Here is an 18,255-nt window from a genome sequence, read left to right as displayed (position 1 = left end):
GATATGACTAATTTTATATTAAAACTTATTGCACTTATAACGATGATTATAGACCATTATGGAGCAGTATTTGCCTCAGATATTATATTGTTTAGAATTATTGGAAGGCTTGCTTTCCCGATATATTGTTTTTTACTGGTACAAGGATTTATTCATACATCTAATATAAAAAAATATGCTACTAGGTTGTTAGTTTTTGCGCTCATATCAGAAATCCCATTTGATTTAGCTTTCTACGGTCGAATATACCCTATGCACCAAAATATATTCTTTACGCTTTTTATAGGTTTAATTACAATATACTACATTGACAAAATTTTCTCAGAAAAAAAACAATATTTCCCACTTATAATCTTTTTTTCATTTTTGATTTCCTCATTGCTGTTTGTTGACTATAGTTTCATTGGTATTATATATATACTTGTATTTTACTTTACCAGAAACTACGATAGATCAAGACAACTCTTATTTTCTGGTATAATAATCTTTTTAGCAAATATTTTCACAGGATCTTATCTTCAAAATTATGCTCTTTTTAGTCTTATCCCTATTTATTTTTATAATAATAAATTAGGATTTTATAATAAAAAGATGCAGCTGCTATTTTATATAGCTTATCCTCTGCATCTAGCTGTGTTTGCACTAATTAAATTATACTATTGAACTATATAATCTATTTCTTGGTTTTCACTTTGATTGCTTTCAATGGTCACAGTCATGCTAATGGGCAATGCGACTATTATTTCGTATTCACTATTTATCCAACCCATGTCGTTGTGAATGCCAAGAGGCACAATTTCTTCTGGTAATCTTTGAAGCCTTACTGCTCCATCTTTTATTTCTAAGTATCCGGTATATTTTCTATTCTTTACTTCAAATTCAAATGGCACAATTTCATCGTTGTTTTCATCTATTTCATGCCTAAAAATAACCTCATCCTTTATCTTTACTACTGCCACTTTCTCATTTAAATTCTCTGAAAGTACCGGAATATACAATATCCAAGATACTGATAATACTACTATAAATATAATCAGGATTTTATCTCCAAGTTTTAAAATTTTCTTAATATCGCTCATGTTATCAACCTCTATATATGGTGATTATAATTAATTTCTAATGATTAGTATAGCATAAATAAATATAATTATCGAGTCATACTTTGTGAATAAAAGTAATTTTTAAATCAGCACGAAAATAACTCAGTCGGTTTTTCGACTGAGTTATTTTCTATGTTAATATATGGAATAATCTTTGGTTCTAAATATTTTTGATTTTTGCTTCTATGGTCTTTTAATTATTTAATAATCGTTGTGCTTAAACCACTTTTTAATTTCTTATGTTTTTGTTTATTATTTTCTATATTTTCATAAGCATATTCCCAATGAATAAACCCTTGTTTATTACATCTATCATAGTCGCATAAAATTTCTTTCACTTCTCTAGATAAAATAAATAAAGTTATTATATTTGGCAAAGCCATTAATCCTGTAAATAAATCCACTAACTGCCATATATAAGTAGGATTTATAAATGTACCAACTGATAGAGCTAAAACTGATATTATTTTAAAAAAGGTCAGAGTTGATTTTTTAGAACCAAATAGAAACTTAACATTTGCTTCTGCAAAAAAGTACCACCCTACAATTGTGGTCAATGAAAAAAACGAAAGACATATTGCAAGAAACATAGCCCCAAAATTCCCAAAAATAGAATAAAATCCATTTTGTGTCATCACAGTTGCACTTTCTGCCATCTCAGAGGCGCTAATTGTAGCATTATATGAGCCTGATGTGATATTGACCATCACTGTTGATAAACATATCAGAAAAGTTGAAATGAATACTCCTATCATAGCTATGAATCCTTGTTCCGCAGGATGAGTAGTGTCTGCTACAGCATGTGAATGTGGTGTTGAACCAAGCCCTGCCTCATTTGAAAACAACCCTCTTGCTAAACCAAACCTTACTGTCTGTTGGATTGTAATTCCCAGAGCTCCACCTCCAATTGCTTGTGGCGTAAATGCTCCAATAAATATACTCTTAATTGCTGGTACAAGATTACTTATATTAAATACTATTATAATTAAGCTTCCTAAAATATACATTAACGCCATAGCCGGCACGACTTTCTCTGAAAATTTACCAATACTATCCATTCCACCCATTAGTATTTTGAGAACAATCAAAGCTAATGGAATGGCAATGATGATAATAGAAACTCCAAAAGCACTATTTACAGCTCCTGCAATTGAATTTGATTGGACCATTACTCCAACAATTCCAAGGCCTATTACTGCCGTGATAGCGAAAAATTTCGCCAGTCTGTTAGATTTTAATCCATTTTTCATATAATATGCAGGTCCACCAACCAACTCTCCGTTTTGCTCTTCACGATACTTTTGTGCCAGTACTGCTTCGCTAAATATTGTTGCCATGCCAAAGAAAGCAGCTAGTAACATCCAAAAGGCTGCACCTGGTCCTCCTGATGCAATCGCTGTGGCAACTCCTACTATATTGCCTGTGCCAACTTGAGCCGCTACTGAAGTTGATAATGCTTGAAATGGCGACATTTTTCCATCTTCTGGCTTTTCCTTTTTTATTATTCCAATAATCATTTTTTTAAGTGCTGGAAATACTCTTGAAAATTGTGGAAATTTTAATCTTATAGTCATTAAAATTCCTATTCCCATTAATCCAAATATTAGTATATAATCCCAGAGCACCTTGCTAACCATGTTAACGATTTCCATTAGTTGTTCCAAAACCAACACCTCCATAATTTAAACAACTTTATTAGAGTATAAGTTGTTGGTTTCAGAAAGTTTCAAAATGCTACAAATTAACTCAAAATAATTTCTGAAAATTTTTAATCATCTAGTCACTAATAACATACAAACAAATAGCCTCAATAAATTTTTTTAAATTAATCTTACCTCTTTTGTTGCTCCTCCCTCTTATATAATCCATTTCTAATTTTATTTGCTCAAAACTGTATAAGCTATTCGAATATTCTAAGAAAACTTCATTCAAATTATCTTCTATACCTAAATTTGCTAAATTAATTAATCCTACATTTGCTGCCCTTCTGATCCTTTGCTCAACTGTCTTAGTGTTAGATCCATAATCTTTTAGTACTTCCTTTAAAGTAAAATCATTCTTATACTGCTTATTTTCAACTAATTTCATGACAATTTTTACGATGTCTCTGCTGCCAGTTTCTCCTAGTATTCCAATTTTCTGTAAAATAGATATTATCTTATCTTCATAGTTCTTTTCATTAGATTCGTCATTACTTTTATTTGAATCAAACAATTTTTTAATCGAATTTAGTTTAGTTTGCATTTCCAATTTTTCATTTACTTTTTTAATTACATTTTCAACTTCAATTGCATTAATTGGTTTTTGGATAAAAAACTCTATTCCACTTTCGTAAGCTTTAGCAATCAAATCTTTAGAACTTACTTGAGATATCATTATAAATACAGGTTTGTTATTAACATTCTTAAAATCTTTAACTACATTTATTCCATCTTTATTAGGAATGAGTAAATCAATTAGGACTATATCTGGTTGATATACTATAATCTTGTTTATTGCTTCGATACCATCTTTTGCATATCCTGTGATTTCTCCAAGTTCTCTATCTTCTACGATTTTTTCTAATATTTTTATGACATTTAAATCGTCTTCAACAATAAATATCTTTATTTTTTACACCTCCAGTTCTTCTGCGTGAACCATAATAGTTATTTCTGTTCCGTCTTTTATGCTAGAAATAGCTCTAATTTCGCCTTTTAGTTCTTCTTCTACTATCTTTTTAACTATTGTTAAACCTAATCCTCTACTAACTTCCCCTGTTTCATAATTAATTTTTGTTGAAAATCCAGGATTGAATATATCATCAATTTCTTTTTCATCTATTCCAATGCCGTTATCTTTTACTATAAATATATACTTGTCATCTAATTTTTTCTGAATTAGAAAAATATCGCCTTGATAAGATTTTGGAATAGCTTCTATGCTATTTATAAATAAATTACGAAAAACAGACATCAAATAGTAGTGTTTTTCTGTATAAAAATCATCGTCAATTTGTATATGTAAATTTATGTTTTTGCCAATTCGTTTGATTTCCTTAATCACTGTTTCGTGTAAGATTGACATAATTATTGAAAATTTCATCTTTTCATCATTTAATTCCTTTTCAGTGACATCTAATATCCCCCTTATTGCAAGGGCATTTTCTTTTTTTATTTCATGTATGTTTCTAGCAATATTTAATGAGTATTCTTTCCATAATTCACTCTTCTCATTTAAATTAATAAGCTCGTATAATTTGTATGAATCGGCCATAAGATCTTCAATATTCTGCATATTTTTCTCCATCAAATATGCTTCTGTCTTTAATTGTGACATAATCCAAAGTAATTTTCTATATCTCTTTTCATGCTCTTCTTTTATGAGTAAAAGTTTATAATTTTTTAAAAAGTATAGAACAATCCAAACAATAGTAGACCTTAAGACAGCTACTAGTAATATAGTTGTAAATATTTTGGGTTGGAGAGATAGTGAATAGACAAAACTTCTTACTATAATTTCAATAGTATTAGATATAAAATCAGCAATAGTAATAATAAAAAAGACATAATTTAAATTATCTTTATTCTTTCTGTCTATAAATAAATAATAAATTATTGAATAAGAAATATAAAAAATTATTTCTATTGCAAACGATAAATTAAATATGACAATGTGTTGATTAAATATAGCTAGCATAAGCACTCTAGCTATATAAATGAAAATTGCTGTAATGATTCCCATAGGAATGGGTTTTAAATCATCAAAATTATACATAGCTATTGTGTAAGCTATTATCCCTGCTGAAACTCTAAAATCCGATTGAGAAAATCCTAAATAAATTTGAGAAAATGCTGTAATTGTCATTGCCACAAATAAAATCTTTTTCTTGTTTTTTACTTTAATCATCTCCTTTCCTTAATTATATTTTAACATCAAAAATAAAGACCGCAATTATTGCTTGCGGTCTTTATTAGTCATAAATATAAATTTGTTATTCTCTAAAATCACCATAAATTTTATAAGTCTGTCATATAGAGGTTCAGCCTTTTCTCCAAATTCATTTTTTAATAATTCAGCAATTTCATATATCGTCTTTTCTCCATCTATTTTCATCCAAATGAACGTTCCAAATTCATCCAAATCAATTTTATATGTCTCTGGAGTAAAGAAAACTTTTCTAACTATTCTTTCGAAACGCGAATCTCTTGGAACAATTAGTTGAACAGTGCCTTCTTCTTTATTCTTAATGCTAATTTTAGGTGATTTTTTAGGTATTAAGTCCAAATAATTATTGTTAGTTTTATTTTTTTTATTCATATCTATCCATTAGTTAATTCTCTTTCTTAGCATAGAAAGATTTTCTGATCAAAATATATGCCAATCCTAAGAATAGTATTAGTGAACCCCATTGTCCTAATATATTATTTCCAATTGCTATAGCTTCTCCTACACTCTTTCCACTTGAAAGTGGTATTATAGCTAATACAGCAAGTATTATACCAATGACGCCCTCTCCTGCGATCAGCCCAGATGAGAAAAGTACTCCAGATTCTACTTTATTGTCTAATTCCTTATCTTCTTTATGTCTCTTTTCTAATATTCCTCTGATTACTCCACCTAACATAATTGGCACGCTTAGATGGATTGGCAAGTAAAGTCCTACTGCAAATGGAAGAATTTGAATTCCTAAAAGTTCAACTACGATACCTATTCCAACTCCAATAAATACAAGTGGCCAAGGAAGTTGTCCTCCCATTACTCCTTCTACAACCATTTTCATCATCATTGCTTGTGGTGCTGGCAGTTCATTTGAACCAAATCCCCATGCCTTGTTGAGAAGCAACAATATATAGCCTATAACTAAAGCTGCTGCAACAGCACCAATAATTTCACCATATTGTTGTTTTTTAGGTGTTGCTCCTACTAAGTACCCGGTCTTTAAATCCTGAGACATATCTCCAGCCATAGCAGCAATTATGCAAATAACAGAACCAACTGATATAGCACCTATCATTCCAGCCTCGCCAACAAAACCTGTAGCCTTGAATATGATTGAAGTGATTAAAAGTGTAGCGATTGTCATCCCTGATACTGGGTTATTGCTACTCCCTATTATCCCAACAAGTCTAGATGATACAGTAGCAAAAAAGAAACCAAACACTGCAATCACTATTGCTCCCATGATCCCAACAGGAATAAAATCAGTCGCTCCAATAAAGACAACAATAACTAAACTCCCGATCATTACTGTCCTTAAGGACATATCTTCATCTGTTCTTATTGTTGAATGATGTTCCCCTGAAGTGGTCCTTAAATTTCCCATAGCATCTTTAAATGTTCTAACAATAAGAGGAAGAGATTTTATAAGACTTAAAATTCCTCCAAATGCAACAGCTCCCGCACCAATGTATCTGATATAATTGTCCCAAATATCCCAATAACCCGCTTCACCAAGTACAAGATCTTTTAAAGGATCGGTTGCTGGATAAATTATTTCTGGTACAAATTGCCCAAGATGAGCAATCAAAGGTATGATTACTAGCCAGCCTAACACTGCTCCTGACAACATGAATGCAGCTATCTGTGGTCCTACTATAAAGCCCACACCTAGTAGAGCTGGTAATGTATCCATCCCTACTGCAGCTCCTCTATACCCTGGAATTGCCCATTCAATTTCTGATGGAAATAGTTTTATTCCATCAGCAACGAATTTAAATAGAGATCCTATTCCTAAACCTTGGAATACTGTTTTAGCTTTATTTCCTCCTGTTTCGCCTGCAATAAGCACCTCTGCACAAGCAGTTCCTTCTGGATAAGGTAAAACTCCATGTTCATTGACTATCAATGCTTTTCTCAATGGAATCATAAACAAAACTCCTAATATCCCTCCAGCTAAAGAAATCGATGCAATTCTTAATATCGATGGTGCAGCCATTCCTAACTCATCAGCCCATATAAATAAAGCTGGCATAGTAAATATAGCTCCTGCTGCTAATGATTCACCTGCTGAGCCTATTGTCTGGACCATATTGTTCTCTAGAATTGAGTCTCTTTTCATGATCCCTCTAATTATTCCCATAGATATAACCGCTGCTGGTATTGAAGCACTTATTGTCATACCAACCCTAAGTCCAATGTAAGCATTCGCTGCTCCAAAAACAATACATAATAAAATTCCTAATAAAATAGAAACAGCTGAAAACTCTGAAATTATTTTTTCTGCGGGAATATAAGGTTTAAATTCCTCTTTCTTTTCCATTTCTCTTCTCCTTTCTTGATTGAATTTTCCTACAATACAATTTTATACCATTTAAAAATGTTAGTCAATCGATTTGATTAAATTGTATGATTTCATAAACGTATGTTATAATTAATTAAATTAAAAAAGAAGGTGATTAAATGTCTGATGAATTTCCAAGAAGTCGAAAAATGCTGTATTATTTTGGTATGATTCTGTCAATTATAGGAATAATTTTATTTCTAAGTAATTTTGTTGCGATTTTTACTGGTAACATTTTTAATTTCAATCCAATAGTTCCATTAGTAGGATTTTTTATGATAGCTATAGGCCAAATAATAAGAATAATTGGAGCCAAAGGAATTGCTGGTTCAGGAATTATATTAGATCCAGAAAAAGCAAGAGAGGATGTAAAACCATATAGTAAAGCCATGGGTGGAGTAATTGATGATGTTATGTCAAATTTTGACACTAAAAGTGCAAATAAAGAAATAATAAAAATAAAATGCAGAAACTGTGGAACTTTAAATGACGAAGATTCAACTTATTGCAAATCATGCGGGGAAAAGTTATAGAGACTCCAATTTAATAACACTGCTCTTCCAATTTCCTTTCAAGTAGATCAAAAATCCATAGAGGCATACTATAAGATTGCTAAAGCTCATTGAAAACCATATGCCAGAAGCTCCCCAATCAGTAAAATTCTTAAAGAGGAGAATCATAGGCAATCTGACAAACCAAAGTCTTCCGATTTCCATTGTCATAGAATATTTGGTTTTGCCAGTACCTTGAAATAGGCCTTGTAATACTGAAAAAATTCCCATCAACGGCATAGACCACGATATGTATTTCAAATAATTTACTGATAATTCTATAACTGAAGGATCGTCTTTCGATTGCATAAAAAAATTAATTATTTCTATATCAAAAATCAATAAGATAGAACATCCAATAAATCCAAATACTGAAGTTAATAATGTTGCTTTATGAAAAGATTCTCTTACTCTATTCTCTTTATTTGCTCCTGTGTTTTGTCCTACTATTGCTGTTAAAGCAGATCCTAATCCCATGGCTGGCTGAGAAATAAGAGAAGTAATCCTATTTACCATCGCATAGGCAGCGATCGTAGCAGTACCATAAGATCCAATAAACATATTTAATACGATAAATCCAATAGCAGCACCAGATTGCCCGATTGATGTGGGCAACCCTACTTTTACTATGTTGTTTATAATCTCTTTATCAAATTTAAAACCTCTAAATCTTGGAACAATCATAGAATTACCTTTATATAGATGTATAAAACCAATAACGGCTAGCAAAATTCTTGATATAAGTGTTGCATAAGCAGCTCCAGCAATCCCTAAGTCAAAAGTAAAAATAAAAATAGGATCCAATATTGTGTTTAAAACAGCAGATATGCCACTAAATATTGTTGGATGTACAGTGTTCCCTTGTGAATTCATGATTGATGAATAATTAAAAAACAAAAACATAAACACCATATCAAGAAAAGTTATTCTCAAGTAGATTATGCTATATTTAGCTAAGTCCCCAGTAGCTCCCATCCATTTTACAATATACGGTGTCAATGTTATTCCAACTACACTGAAAGTGATTGCACATAATACTGTTAGTACAATCAATTGAGCTGCATGACGATTAGCCTCTTTTATCTTGTTCGCCCCTATAAGTTGAGAAATGATTGAAGTGCCTGCAATCGATAAACCTATCCCGATAGAAATAAATAAAAAATTTACAGGCCAAACAAATGCAGTAGCTGCAAAATGAACAGAAGATATTTTGCTTACCCATATGCCATCTACCAAGTTATATAAGGTTTGTATTAAGCTGTTAATCATTATTGGAACTGATAAAGACAACAGTGCTTTGTATATATTGCCATTTAGTATTAATTTAGATTTATCATTTGTTTTCATTTTGCACCTCTTGACTATTTCGAGTACCTAATTACATTATAATATATTAAAATAAATATGTATATAAAAAATTATATACATATTTAATAACTGTGATAAAATGAAAATTAATAATTCATAATTAATAATAGGAGAGCTCATGAGACCATTTAAAAAAATAATTTTAAATACTGTTTCAAAAATAAATATAAATATTAAGGAACACTATAAATCACATAGGTTCATACAAAAAATTTTAAATCCAGCAATAACTCCAGTTTATAAGAAGTTAGATGAAAAAATCTACTCAAATGGCAATGAAATACCTGTTCGACTTTTTATCCCTGAGTTTCAGAAAAATAATCAAGTCTTACTATTTTTTCATGGAGGAGGCTGGGTAACTGGCGATATTGATTCATACACTAATCTATGTTCAAGATTAGCTAACGAAACAAATAGGCGAGTTATATCTGTTGACTACAGACTCGCACCTGAATATCCTTATCCCTGTGGATTAGAAGATTGTTATCAGGTTACAAAATATCTTCTCAATAATTTACATCTATTGTCATGTACTAAAGAAGATATATTTTTAATTGGAGATAGTGCAGGAGGAAATCTAGCTGCATGTGTTTCTCTGCTACTAAGAGATAGAAAAGAAATAGTTCCAAAAAAACAAATACTTATATATCCAGCGACTAATTATGACCATACTGAAAGTTCCCCTTTTAAATCAGTCACTGAATTAGGAGAGGGCTATATATTAACATCTAAGAGAATTCAAGACTATATGGATCTTTATGTACCAAATTATGAAGATAGAGAAAGTCCGTATGTAGCCCCTATTTTATCTAATGATCTCTCAAATCAACCTGAAACCTTGGTTATTACAGCTGAATATGATCCTTTGAGAGATGAAGGCGAAGCTTATGGCAAAAAACTTGAATCATTTGGTAACACTGTTCATATTTTCAGAGTAAAAGACGCTGTCCATGGATTTTTGAATTCTCCAATTGAAAGTAGTGCAATAAAAGAAACTTATTCTATTATTAGTAAATTTGTAGATGATTTGCTTTAGGTGATTATATGAAAGAGCAAAAAAATGAAAATTTAAATTGGATTAAATTAGATAATGCTTCAAAAATTTTCCCTGCTACTTATACAAGCAGGGATACTAAAGTTTTCAGAATTTCTGTTGAATTGAATGATTACGTTGATAAAGATGCCCTCCAAGCTTCTATAAATGAAGCTGTCGAATTCTTTCCTATATTTAATTATGTGCTTAGGAGAGGAGTCTTTTGGTATTACTTTGAGTATTCTAGCCAAAAACCAATAGTTGAAATAGAGTCAATGCCACTATGTGCACCTTTATATGATAAAGAGAAAAAAAATTTGTTGTATAGAGTGTCTTATTTTAATAAAAGGATCAATTTAGAAGTGTTTCATGCTCTTACAGACGGAGCTGGAGTCGTCTGGTTTATGGAAACTATTATTCATTTATATCTCACTAAAAAATATGCAGCTGCCTTTTATGGGAAAAACTTAAAACTTCGTCATAAAGCTGCAATTAGCCAAATGATGGATGATAGCTTCACTAAATACTACAGCAAAGAAAAAATAACTGAAAATGAAGATAAAAAATTGAGAAAAGCCTTTCAAATAAAAGGGTCTTTTACAGAAGAAAATATCACTAAATTAATTGAGGGAACCATGTCTACACAGAAAGTAATTGCCCTATCTCATAAATATAATACAACAGTGACGATATTCTTAACTTCTTTACTGATATATTCAACTATAGAGGATATGCCTCGTAGATCTAAAAACTTACCAGTTGTTATTTCTGTACCTATTAATTTAAGACAGTATTTTAAATCTTATACTGCGAGAAATTTTTTTAGCACAATGAATATTATTTATAACCCAACAGGAGAAGATAATTTAGAAAAAATAGTAAATGTTGTAAGCGATAGCTTTAAATCAGAGTTAACAAAAGAAAAATTAAATTCACATCTGAATAAATTGATTTCTATAGAAAAAAACCCTTTGGCAAGAATTGTACCATTACCAATAAAAGATTTAATACTGAAATTTGCAAATAATCTTGCCGATAGAAAAATTACCTCTTCTTTCTCAAATGTTGGGAAAATAGAATTACCACCTGAATTTGAACCATATGTTAATCAATTTAGTATATGTGTAAGTGCAAGAAGACCTCAAATTGTGATGTGTTCATATAAAGATAAATTGACAATTTCTTTTATTTCACCTTTTAAAGAAACTGATATACAGAGAAATTTTTTCACATTCTTAACTAACAATGGTATAGAAGTGGAAATCATTTCAAATTTTTGATGGAGGAATACAATGAAATACTGTGAATACTGTAAAGTCTACACCCGCGAAGATAGAGAAAATTGCCCACTATGTGAGAATAAATTAGAAAATATAAATGAAGAACACGAACAAATATTCCCTAAAATACCATCCATCTATAAAAGAAATCTAGCATTAAAAATTATGGGGTTCATTAGCATAGCGTTAATTGTTCTGAGTTTTGCTATATATTTTCTATTTCCCTCAAATATTAATTGGCCCATTCTAGTTTTATTTGGACTACTTAGTGTTTGGTTGGATTTCTTCTTCCTTATAAGAAAAAAACACATCTGCCTAAAAAAATAATTTGGCAGGTGTTTATAATAACAGTTATATGCATTTTTTGGGATATATATACAGGATTTAATGGTTGGTCAATAGAATTTGTGTTTCCAATAATATGTATATTAGCGATGTTAGTTATGTATATTTTAGCATTAGTCTTAAAATTAAGTATTAATGATTACATCACATATATACTGATAGACACTTTTTTTGGCATAATACCTATCATTTTTATTGCTTTAGATTTAGTTGAGATAATATTTCCTTCAATAATATCTGTAACTGTAAGCATAATATCACTAGCAGCAATATTTATATTTGAAGGTAAAAATATCATTTATGAACTAAAAAAGAGAACGTATATATAGGGAGTGTTTACTAATTACACTCCTTCATAATTAAACGGTGGTATAAAACTTTCTTGTGCACTCTCTCCATCTTGAATAAAACCATTTTCTACTCCAATTGATATCGCAAAATCAACCACCTCGTTATATTCATCCTCTGTTAGTTTTCGATTTATCTCAGGATATTTATTAACATGATCTAAAGGTGTATATTGACTCATTATACTTAAATATATGTCTTCTCCGTATTCTTTATGCAAATATTCAATGATTTTTTTAGAATCTTCATTTAACCCTGGAAGCACCAAATGTCTAACTATAACTCCTTTAGTCATATATCCCTTTTCATTAAATTTTGGCTTGCCAACTTGCTTTACCATTTCTTTAATTGATTCCTTCGCATAATCTCGATAATTGGAAGCATTCGAATATCTAATAGAAATGCTTTCATCATAATATTTAAAGTCAGGTAAATACACATCAATGTAACCATCCAATAGTTTAATCGATTCTTTTTTTTCATAACCACTAGTATTATATACAATAGGTAAATCCAACCCTCGTTTTTTAGCAAAATCTAATGCCCTAATTATTTGAGGGATAAAATGAGTTGGGGTAACTAAATTAATATTTTGTGCTCCTTTGTCTTTCAACTCAAATAATATTTCAATAAACCTCTCATTATCTATGGCTTTGCCAAATGACCCATTTGCAATAATATTATTCTGACAGTAAACGCATCTTAAAGAGCATCCTGTGAAAAAAATAGTCCCAGAACCTTCCTCTCCTGATATACAAGGTTCTTCCCACATATGAAGACTCGCTCTAGCTAAACGCAATTCTGATGTTTCTCCGCAATACCCTACTTCCCCTTTAATTCTATCGACATGACATTCTCTTGGGCACAGTATGCAATCTTTCAATAAGTCTACGTAATTTTCCATTATATACCTCTTCTTACCTTTTTCTTGTATTATTTACGCAATATAATTATATTATACTCGATATTAGTCGCGAATTGAAAAATTTTTAATTCCTAGTAAAACAATATGTTTACAACGCTAAAGTATAGGTATATAATAATTAAGTGTTTGATAGTAATTATCATTGTTAAAAAGCGAGGAGATTAAATGTCTAAAAATTTACTAACTATAAATGATTTAAAAGTAGAAGTAGCCGATGATAACAAGGAAATATTAAAAGGAATAAACCTAAAAGTTAATAAAGGAGAAATTCATGTAATTATGGGTCCAAATGGTGGTGGGAAGTCAACTCTTGCCTATACTTTGATGGGACATCCTAAATATAAGATTACGAATGGTGAAATAATATTTTGCGATACTAAAATAAACGATTTAAAAACCCACCAAAGAGCTAAAATGGGACTATTTCTATCTTTTCAATACCCAGAAGAAATAGAAGGGGTAACAGTTGAGGAATTTTTGCGTACTGCAAAAACCGCTATTACAGATGAGCAACAAAAAATAATTCCATTTAAAAGATTGATAAATAAAAAAATGGAAGAATTAAGTATGAATGAAGAATATGCTTCTAGATATTTAAATGTAGGCTTTTCTGGAGGAGAAAAAAAGAAAAATGAAATATTGCAAATGTCAATTTTGAATCCTAAGCTCTCTATATTGGATGAAACTGATTCTGGATTGGATGTCGATGCAATAAAAATTGTTGCAGAAGGAGTAAACAAAATAAGAAATGATGAAAATGCTTTTTTAATAATCACTCATTATAACAAATTGCTAGAATATATTAAGCCTGATTTTGTCCATATTTTATTAAATGGAAGAATTGTCAAGTCTGGAGGCATTGAATTAGCAGATGAAATTGATGAATATGGATATGAAAAAATTAAAAATGAGTTTGCAGGCTTATAGAGGTGTAAAAAATGGAAAAAAAGAAAACTAATGTAAAAGATATTGATAGAAGAATATATGATATAAAAAATGAGCTAAACTATAGTTTTAAAACTGATAGCGGTCTAACTAAAGATATAATATTAGATATTTCAAAACAAAAAAATGAACCGGAGTGGATGAGAGATTTCAGGCTAAAATCTTTAGAAATATACAGTCAAAAGCCTTTTCCAAAATGGGGGGCTGATTTGAGTGATTTAGATATGGACAATATCGTAACTTATATAAGGCCCAATACACAAATGAAACATGATTGGAATGACGTGCCTGAAGATATAAAAAATACTTTCGAACTTCTAGGACTACCACAAGCAGAAAGAGAATCCTTAGCGGGCGTAGGCGCACAATACGACTCCGAAGTTGTCTATCATAATATTAGGCAAGAATTAGTAGATAAGGGCGTTATATACACTGATATGGAGACAGCTTTAAGAGATTATGAAGATATTGTAAGAGAATACTTTATGAAATTAGTACCCCCAACAGATCATAAGTTTGCAGCATTGCATGGTGCAGTTTGGTCAGGTGGTTCTTTTGTTTATGTTCCAGAAGGAGTAAAAGTAGATATACCACTTCAGTCTTATTTTAGATTAAATGCACCAGGCGCAGGTCAATTTGAACATACTTTAATAATTGTTGAAAAAAATTCTTACCTCCACTTTATTGAAGGCTGTTCTGCACCTAAATATAAAGTAAATAATTTACATGCTGGATGTGTTGAGCTATTTGTTAAAGAGAATGCAACTTTAAGATATAGCACGATTGAAAATTGGTCTAAAAACATGTATAACTTAAACACTAAGAGAGCTGTAGTCGATAAAAACGGAACTATAGAGTGGGTATCTGGGTCCTTTGGGTCTAAAGTATCAATGCTATATCCTATGAGTATTTTGAGAGGAGAAGGTGCAAGATCTGAGTTTACTGGAGTTACTTTTGCTGCAAAAGGCCAATATCTCGATACAGGGACAAAAGTCGTTCATGCTGCAAACAATACGACTTCTACAGTAAATTCTAAGTCTATCTCAAAAGACGGTGGACATGCATTTTATAGAGGTTTATTAAGAGTAAGTAAAAATGCAACAGGATGTAAATCAACTGTTTCATGTACTTCTTTAATGTTAGATAACGAATCCAAGTCAGATACATTACCTATCATTGAAATAGATAATGACAATATCGATATAGGACATGAAGCTAAGATTGGTAGAATCAGTGATGATGCTATATTCTATTTAATGAGCAGAGGTATTTCTGAAGAAGAAGCCAAAGCTATGATTGTACGAGGATTTGTAGAGCCAATCACTAAAGAGTTGCCTTTAGAATACGCAGTTGAATTGAATAATTTGATTAATATTGAGCTTGAAGGTGCGATAGGTTAGGAGTTGATAAAATGATCTGGAAAAGAATCGGACTAAAAGAATTAAATTTACCAGAATTTAAAGAATATAACAATGAATTTTTGCCAAATATAAATGGAATGAATTTAAAAATCACAAAAACAATTAATAGAAAAAATCGCCCTGTATTAGATAGTTACAGAGGATTAGGTGAGGAACTAGAAAAAATACCACAAAATCATAATAATGCTGGTATTGAGTTAAAATTAGATGATGATGTAACAATAAAAGAACCATTATTAATTAATTATTACTTGGATAACAACAATCCTGTATTGATAGATCATAACTTAATAGATGTAGGGAAAAATTCTGTACTGACATTAATATTTGATTATGCAAGTGATGACACAACTGATTTGTTTCACAACGGCTTAACTGATGTAACTGTAAATGAAAATGCATCCCTTAATATAATAAAGCTACAAAGGCTAAATAGCTCTAGCAACAATTTTGACACAAATATTATACTCATAAAGGATAGTGGAAAAGTTAATTTGATAACCATTGAGCTAGGTGCTAAAATAACTGCTGTTAATTATACAAATTATCTACATGGTGAAAATAGTTCAGCTAATCTAAGTTCAATTTATTTAGGTGATGGGAACAGAAAATTGGACTTAAATTACACGATGATTCATAAAGGCAGAAGAAGTGAAAGTAATATTCAATCCAAAGGAGCTTTAAAAGATAATTCAGTCAAAGTTTTTAGAGGAAATCTAGAATTTCTAAAAGGTGCTAAGAAATCAAAAGGTAGTGAATCTGAATATACCACCTTATTAAGTCCTAGTGTAAAAAGCGATTCAATCCCTGCTTTGATGTGCCACGAAGATGATGTAGATGGAAATCATGCTGTTAGTGCTGGAAGGATAGATGAAAATAAATTATTTTACCTTCAAAGTAGAGGGCTTGATGAATTTAGTGCAAAGAAATTGATAGTTGAATCATCATTTAACCCAATACTTGAAAAAATTCCTGATGAGAATTTAAAAAAGATCATTCTTCTCGAGATTGAAAGGAGAATATAAGTGATGAATTTAATTGATCCAAAAATTATAAATGATTTTCCTATTTTAGAGAGAAAAATTAACGGAAATCGATTGGTATATTTAGATAATGCAGCAACTACTCAAAAACCTAGAAATGTAATAGATGCTATCTCAGATTATTATAATAATCACAATGCTAATCCTCATAGGGGTGCTTATACATTAAGTGTTGAGGCAACCTCTCTCTATGATAGTGCAAAAGAGACAGTAAAAAAATTTATAAATGCAAATTCTAAAGATGAAATAATATTTACAAAAAATTGCACTGAATCACTTAATCTATTAGCCTTTAGCTTATCAGGTTTTTTCGAAGAAGGAGATGAAATACTCCTATGTGTTTCTGAACATCACAGCAATATATTGCCTTGGATGAGACTTTCAAAAGATAAAAATTTAAAATTAAATTATTTATATGTAAATGATGAAGGCATTATCCCAGAAAAGGAATATGAAAAAATAAATAATAAAACGAAATTAGTGTCAATTGCACAAATGTCTAATGTCTTAGGTACTATATTCCCTGTTAAAAAAATCAGTCAAATAGCCCATGAAAAAGGTGCAATTGTAGTAATAGATGCCGCTCAAAGTATCCCTCATAAGAAAGTAGATGTAAAAGATATAGATGCTGATTTCATGGTTTTCTCTGCACATAAAATGCTAGGTCCAATGGGCATAGGAGTATTATATGGGAAAAAGCATTTGTTGGATGACATGCCTCCTTTTTTATTAGGTGGAGATATGATTGAATATGTTTATGAAGATCATGCAACATATGCAGAAATACCTTTCAAACTTGAAGCAGGAACTCAAAATGTCGAAGGTGCTTTTGGTCTTGAAGCTGCAATTCATTATCTCGAAAAAATAGGGTTGCAAAATATTGAAAACCATGAAAAAATACTTACTGAATATGCGATGCAAGAAATGTTAAAAATTCCTTATATCAATATTTACGGACCAATGGATTTAGAAAAGCATGGAGGAATTATTTCTTTTAATGTAAAAGACGTACATCCTCATGATGTTAGCACTGTGTTAGATAGTTATGGTATATCAAGTAGAGCTGGACACCATTGCTGCCAACCACTTATGAGATATATGGGAATAAATGCAAGCGTGAGAATAAGTTTTTATCTATATAACAGTTTAGAAGATATAGATGTATTCATTGAAAGTATCAAAAATGTAAGGAAGTGGTTAGGATATGGATCTTAGTCAAATTTATACTCAATTGATAATGGAACATAATAAAAATACTCAAAATAAAAGAGCCTTAGATGATCCAACAATAGTTGAACATGGTCACAATCCAAGCTGTGGAGACGATATAACTCTCAATCTGATCGAAAAAAACGGTGTAATTGTAGATGCTAGTTTCACAGGCTCAGGATGTGCTATATCTCAAGCTTCAACTTCAATAATGATTGATCTCATCAAAGGCAAAAGTACAGAAGATGCGTTAGAACTAGCCGAATTATTTATAAAAATGATAAAAAAAGAAATTGAAGATGATAATGAATTAGAAAAATTAGAAGATGCAGTTGCATTTGAAAATATATCGAACATGCCCGCAAGAGTAAAATGTGCAGTTTTACCATGGCATACTCTTGAAGAAGCACTAAAAAAATAGTCCT

General features: G+C 30.7%; 17 protein-coding genes and 1 pseudogene. 10 read left to right on the top strand and 8 right to left on the bottom strand.

What is annotated here, in order from left to right:
- Positions 1 to 3 precede the first annotated feature (3 nt).
- Positions 4 to 663, top strand: coding sequence for a TraX family protein (locus tag E4100_RS09605; protein ID WP_135270994.1), 660 nt, complete (start codon positions 4 to 6; stop codon positions 661 to 663).
- Here the strand turns inward: E4100_RS09605 and E4100_RS05250 are convergent.
- The 6 genes from E4100_RS05250 to E4100_RS05225 form a co-directional block, all read right to left on the bottom strand.
- Entirely contained in the window at positions 657 to 1,079 is a 423-nt protein-coding gene (locus E4100_RS05250) for a NusG domain II-containing protein (RefSeq protein WP_135270993.1), read from the bottom strand. The genes E4100_RS09605 and E4100_RS05250 overlap by 7 nt on opposite strands.
- A 218-nt stretch (positions 1,080 to 1,297) precedes the next feature.
- Positions 1,298 to 2,764, bottom strand: coding sequence for an alanine/glycine:cation symporter family protein (locus E4100_RS05245; RefSeq protein WP_245196363.1), 1,467 nt, complete (start codon positions 2,762 to 2,764; stop codon positions 1,298 to 1,300).
- 112 nt (positions 2,765 to 2,876) lie between these two features.
- Positions 2,877 to 3,698, bottom strand: a complete 822-nt coding sequence (locus tag E4100_RS05240) for a DNA-binding domain-containing protein (protein ID WP_282097112.1) — start codon at positions 3,696 to 3,698, stop codon at positions 2,877 to 2,879.
- A gap of 15 nt (positions 3,699 to 3,713) precedes the next feature.
- Positions 3,714 to 4,988 (bottom strand): sensor histidine kinase, encoded by a 1,275-nt coding sequence (locus E4100_RS05235; RefSeq protein ID WP_135270991.1) that lies wholly within the window; start codon positions 4,986 to 4,988, stop codon positions 3,714 to 3,716.
- A gap of 45 nt (positions 4,989 to 5,033) precedes the next feature.
- Complete coding sequence (locus tag E4100_RS05230) at positions 5,034 to 5,399, bottom strand: PqqD family protein (protein WP_135270990.1); 366 nt, start codon at positions 5,397 to 5,399, stop codon at positions 5,034 to 5,036.
- 13 nt (positions 5,400 to 5,412) lie between these two features.
- A complete protein-coding gene (locus E4100_RS05225) occupies positions 5,413 to 7,341 on the bottom strand; it encodes an OPT family oligopeptide transporter (RefSeq protein WP_135270989.1) in 1,929 nt (642 codons plus the stop codon).
- 140 nt (positions 7,342 to 7,481) lie between these two features.
- Here E4100_RS05225 and E4100_RS05220 point away from each other — a divergent pair, with 140 nt between their 5' ends.
- The gene (locus E4100_RS05220) at positions 7,482 to 7,895 is read left to right on the top strand and encodes a zinc ribbon domain-containing protein (protein WP_135270988.1); all 414 of its coding nucleotides are present in this window, start codon (positions 7,482 to 7,484) and stop codon (positions 7,893 to 7,895) included.
- On the opposite strand, the gene E4100_RS05215 is transcribed toward E4100_RS05220, so the two are convergent.
- On the bottom strand, positions 7,890 to 9,260 hold the full coding sequence (locus E4100_RS05215; RefSeq protein WP_135270987.1) for an MATE family efflux transporter: 1,371 nt from the start codon (positions 9,258 to 9,260) through the stop codon (positions 7,890 to 7,892). The genes E4100_RS05220 and E4100_RS05215 overlap by 6 nt on opposite strands.
- Positions 9,261 to 9,399: 139 nt before the next feature.
- On the opposite strand from E4100_RS05215, the gene E4100_RS05210 reads away from it, so the two are divergent.
- From E4100_RS05210 to E4100_RS09600, 3 genes and pseudogenes are all read left to right on the top strand, one after another.
- A complete protein-coding gene (locus E4100_RS05210; RefSeq protein ID WP_135270986.1) occupies positions 9,400 to 10,317 on the top strand; it encodes an alpha/beta hydrolase in 918 nt (305 codons plus the stop codon).
- Between the two features lie 8 nt (positions 10,318 to 10,325).
- Positions 10,326 to 11,594, top strand: coding sequence for a hypothetical protein (locus tag E4100_RS05205; protein WP_135270985.1), 1,269 nt, complete (start codon positions 10,326 to 10,328; stop codon positions 11,592 to 11,594).
- Positions 11,595 to 11,606: 12 nt separating this feature from the next.
- Positions 11,607 to 12,268: pseudogene (locus E4100_RS09600) on the top strand (DUF6320 domain-containing protein).
- A 14-nt stretch (positions 12,269 to 12,282) separates the two neighbouring features.
- Here E4100_RS09600 and E4100_RS05195 read toward each other — a convergent pair.
- Positions 12,283 to 13,191, bottom strand: a complete 909-nt coding sequence (locus E4100_RS05195) for a radical SAM protein (RefSeq protein WP_135270983.1) — start codon at positions 13,189 to 13,191, stop codon at positions 12,283 to 12,285.
- A 186-nt stretch (positions 13,192 to 13,377) separates the two neighbouring features.
- On the opposite strand from E4100_RS05195, the gene sufC reads away from it, so the two are divergent.
- From sufC to sufU, 5 genes are read left to right on the top strand one after another with little or no spacing between them, the layout of a single operon-like run.
- The gene (gene sufC / locus E4100_RS05190; protein ID WP_135270982.1) at positions 13,378 to 14,139 is read left to right on the top strand and encodes a Fe-S cluster assembly ATPase SufC; all 762 of its coding nucleotides are present in this window, start codon (positions 13,378 to 13,380) and stop codon (positions 14,137 to 14,139) included.
- An 11-nt stretch (positions 14,140 to 14,150) separates the two neighbouring features.
- A complete protein-coding gene (sufB, locus tag E4100_RS05185) occupies positions 14,151 to 15,557 on the top strand; it encodes a Fe-S cluster assembly protein SufB (RefSeq protein WP_135270981.1) in 1,407 nt (468 codons plus the stop codon).
- 11 nt (positions 15,558 to 15,568) lie between these two features.
- A complete protein-coding gene (gene sufD, locus E4100_RS05180; RefSeq protein WP_135270980.1) occupies positions 15,569 to 16,603 on the top strand; it encodes a Fe-S cluster assembly protein SufD in 1,035 nt (344 codons plus the stop codon).
- Between the two features lie 3 nt (positions 16,604 to 16,606).
- Complete coding sequence (locus E4100_RS05175; protein ID WP_135270979.1) at positions 16,607 to 17,836, top strand: cysteine desulfurase; 1,230 nt, start codon at positions 16,607 to 16,609, stop codon at positions 17,834 to 17,836.
- Positions 17,826 to 18,251: a Fe-S cluster assembly sulfur transfer protein SufU gene (gene sufU / locus E4100_RS05170; protein ID WP_135270978.1), complete on the top strand. Its 426-nt coding sequence runs from the start codon at positions 17,826 to 17,828 to the stop codon at positions 18,249 to 18,251. Before E4100_RS05175 ends, sufU begins: the two co-directional genes overlap by 11 nt.
- Positions 18,252 to 18,255 lie beyond the last annotated feature (4 nt).

This window comes from Soehngenia longivitae, assembly GCF_004684055.1.
Classification (GTDB): Bacteria; Bacillota; Clostridia; order Tissierellales; family Tissierellaceae; genus Soehngenia; species Soehngenia longivitae.
This window is presented reverse-complemented; position numbering and strand designations above follow the sequence as displayed.

Excerpts from the sequence above, each read along its gene's own strand:
- E4100_RS09605 (WP_135270994.1), top strand. The coding sequence starts at position 4 with ATGACTAATTTTATATTAAAACTTATTGCACTTATAACGATGATTATA.
- E4100_RS05250 (WP_135270993.1), bottom strand. The coding sequence starts at position 1,079 with ATGAGCGATATTAAGAAAATTTTAAAACTTGGAGATAAAATCCTGATT.
- E4100_RS05235 (WP_135270991.1), bottom strand. The coding sequence starts at position 4,988 with ATGATTAAAGTAAAAAACAAGAAAAAGATTTTATTTGTGGCAATGACA.
- E4100_RS05230 (WP_135270990.1), bottom strand. The coding sequence starts at position 5,399 with ATGAATAAAAAAAATAAAACTAACAATAATTATTTGGACTTAATACCT.
- E4100_RS05225 (WP_135270989.1), bottom strand. The coding sequence starts at position 7,341 with ATGGAAAAGAAAGAGGAATTTAAACCTTATATTCCCGCAGAAAAAATA.
- E4100_RS05220 (WP_135270988.1), top strand. The coding sequence starts at position 7,482 with ATGTCTGATGAATTTCCAAGAAGTCGAAAAATGCTGTATTATTTTGGT.
- E4100_RS05215 (WP_135270987.1), bottom strand. The coding sequence starts at position 9,260 with ATGAAAACAAATGATAAATCTAAATTAATACTAAATGGCAATATATAC.
- E4100_RS05210 (WP_135270986.1), top strand. The coding sequence starts at position 9,400 with ATGAGACCATTTAAAAAAATAATTTTAAATACTGTTTCAAAAATAAAT.
- E4100_RS05205 (WP_135270985.1), top strand. The coding sequence starts at position 10,326 with ATGAAAGAGCAAAAAAATGAAAATTTAAATTGGATTAAATTAGATAAT.
- E4100_RS05195 (WP_135270983.1), bottom strand. The coding sequence starts at position 13,191 with ATGGAAAATTACGTAGACTTATTGAAAGATTGCATACTGTGCCCAAGA.
- sufC (WP_135270982.1), top strand. The coding sequence starts at position 13,378 with ATGTCTAAAAATTTACTAACTATAAATGATTTAAAAGTAGAAGTAGCC.
- sufB (WP_135270981.1), top strand. The coding sequence starts at position 14,151 with ATGGAAAAAAAGAAAACTAATGTAAAAGATATTGATAGAAGAATATAT.
- sufD (WP_135270980.1), top strand. The coding sequence starts at position 15,569 with ATGATCTGGAAAAGAATCGGACTAAAAGAATTAAATTTACCAGAATTT.
- E4100_RS05175 (WP_135270979.1), top strand. The coding sequence starts at position 16,607 with ATGAATTTAATTGATCCAAAAATTATAAATGATTTTCCTATTTTAGAG.
- sufU (WP_135270978.1), top strand. The coding sequence starts at position 17,826 with ATGGATCTTAGTCAAATTTATACTCAATTGATAATGGAACATAATAAA.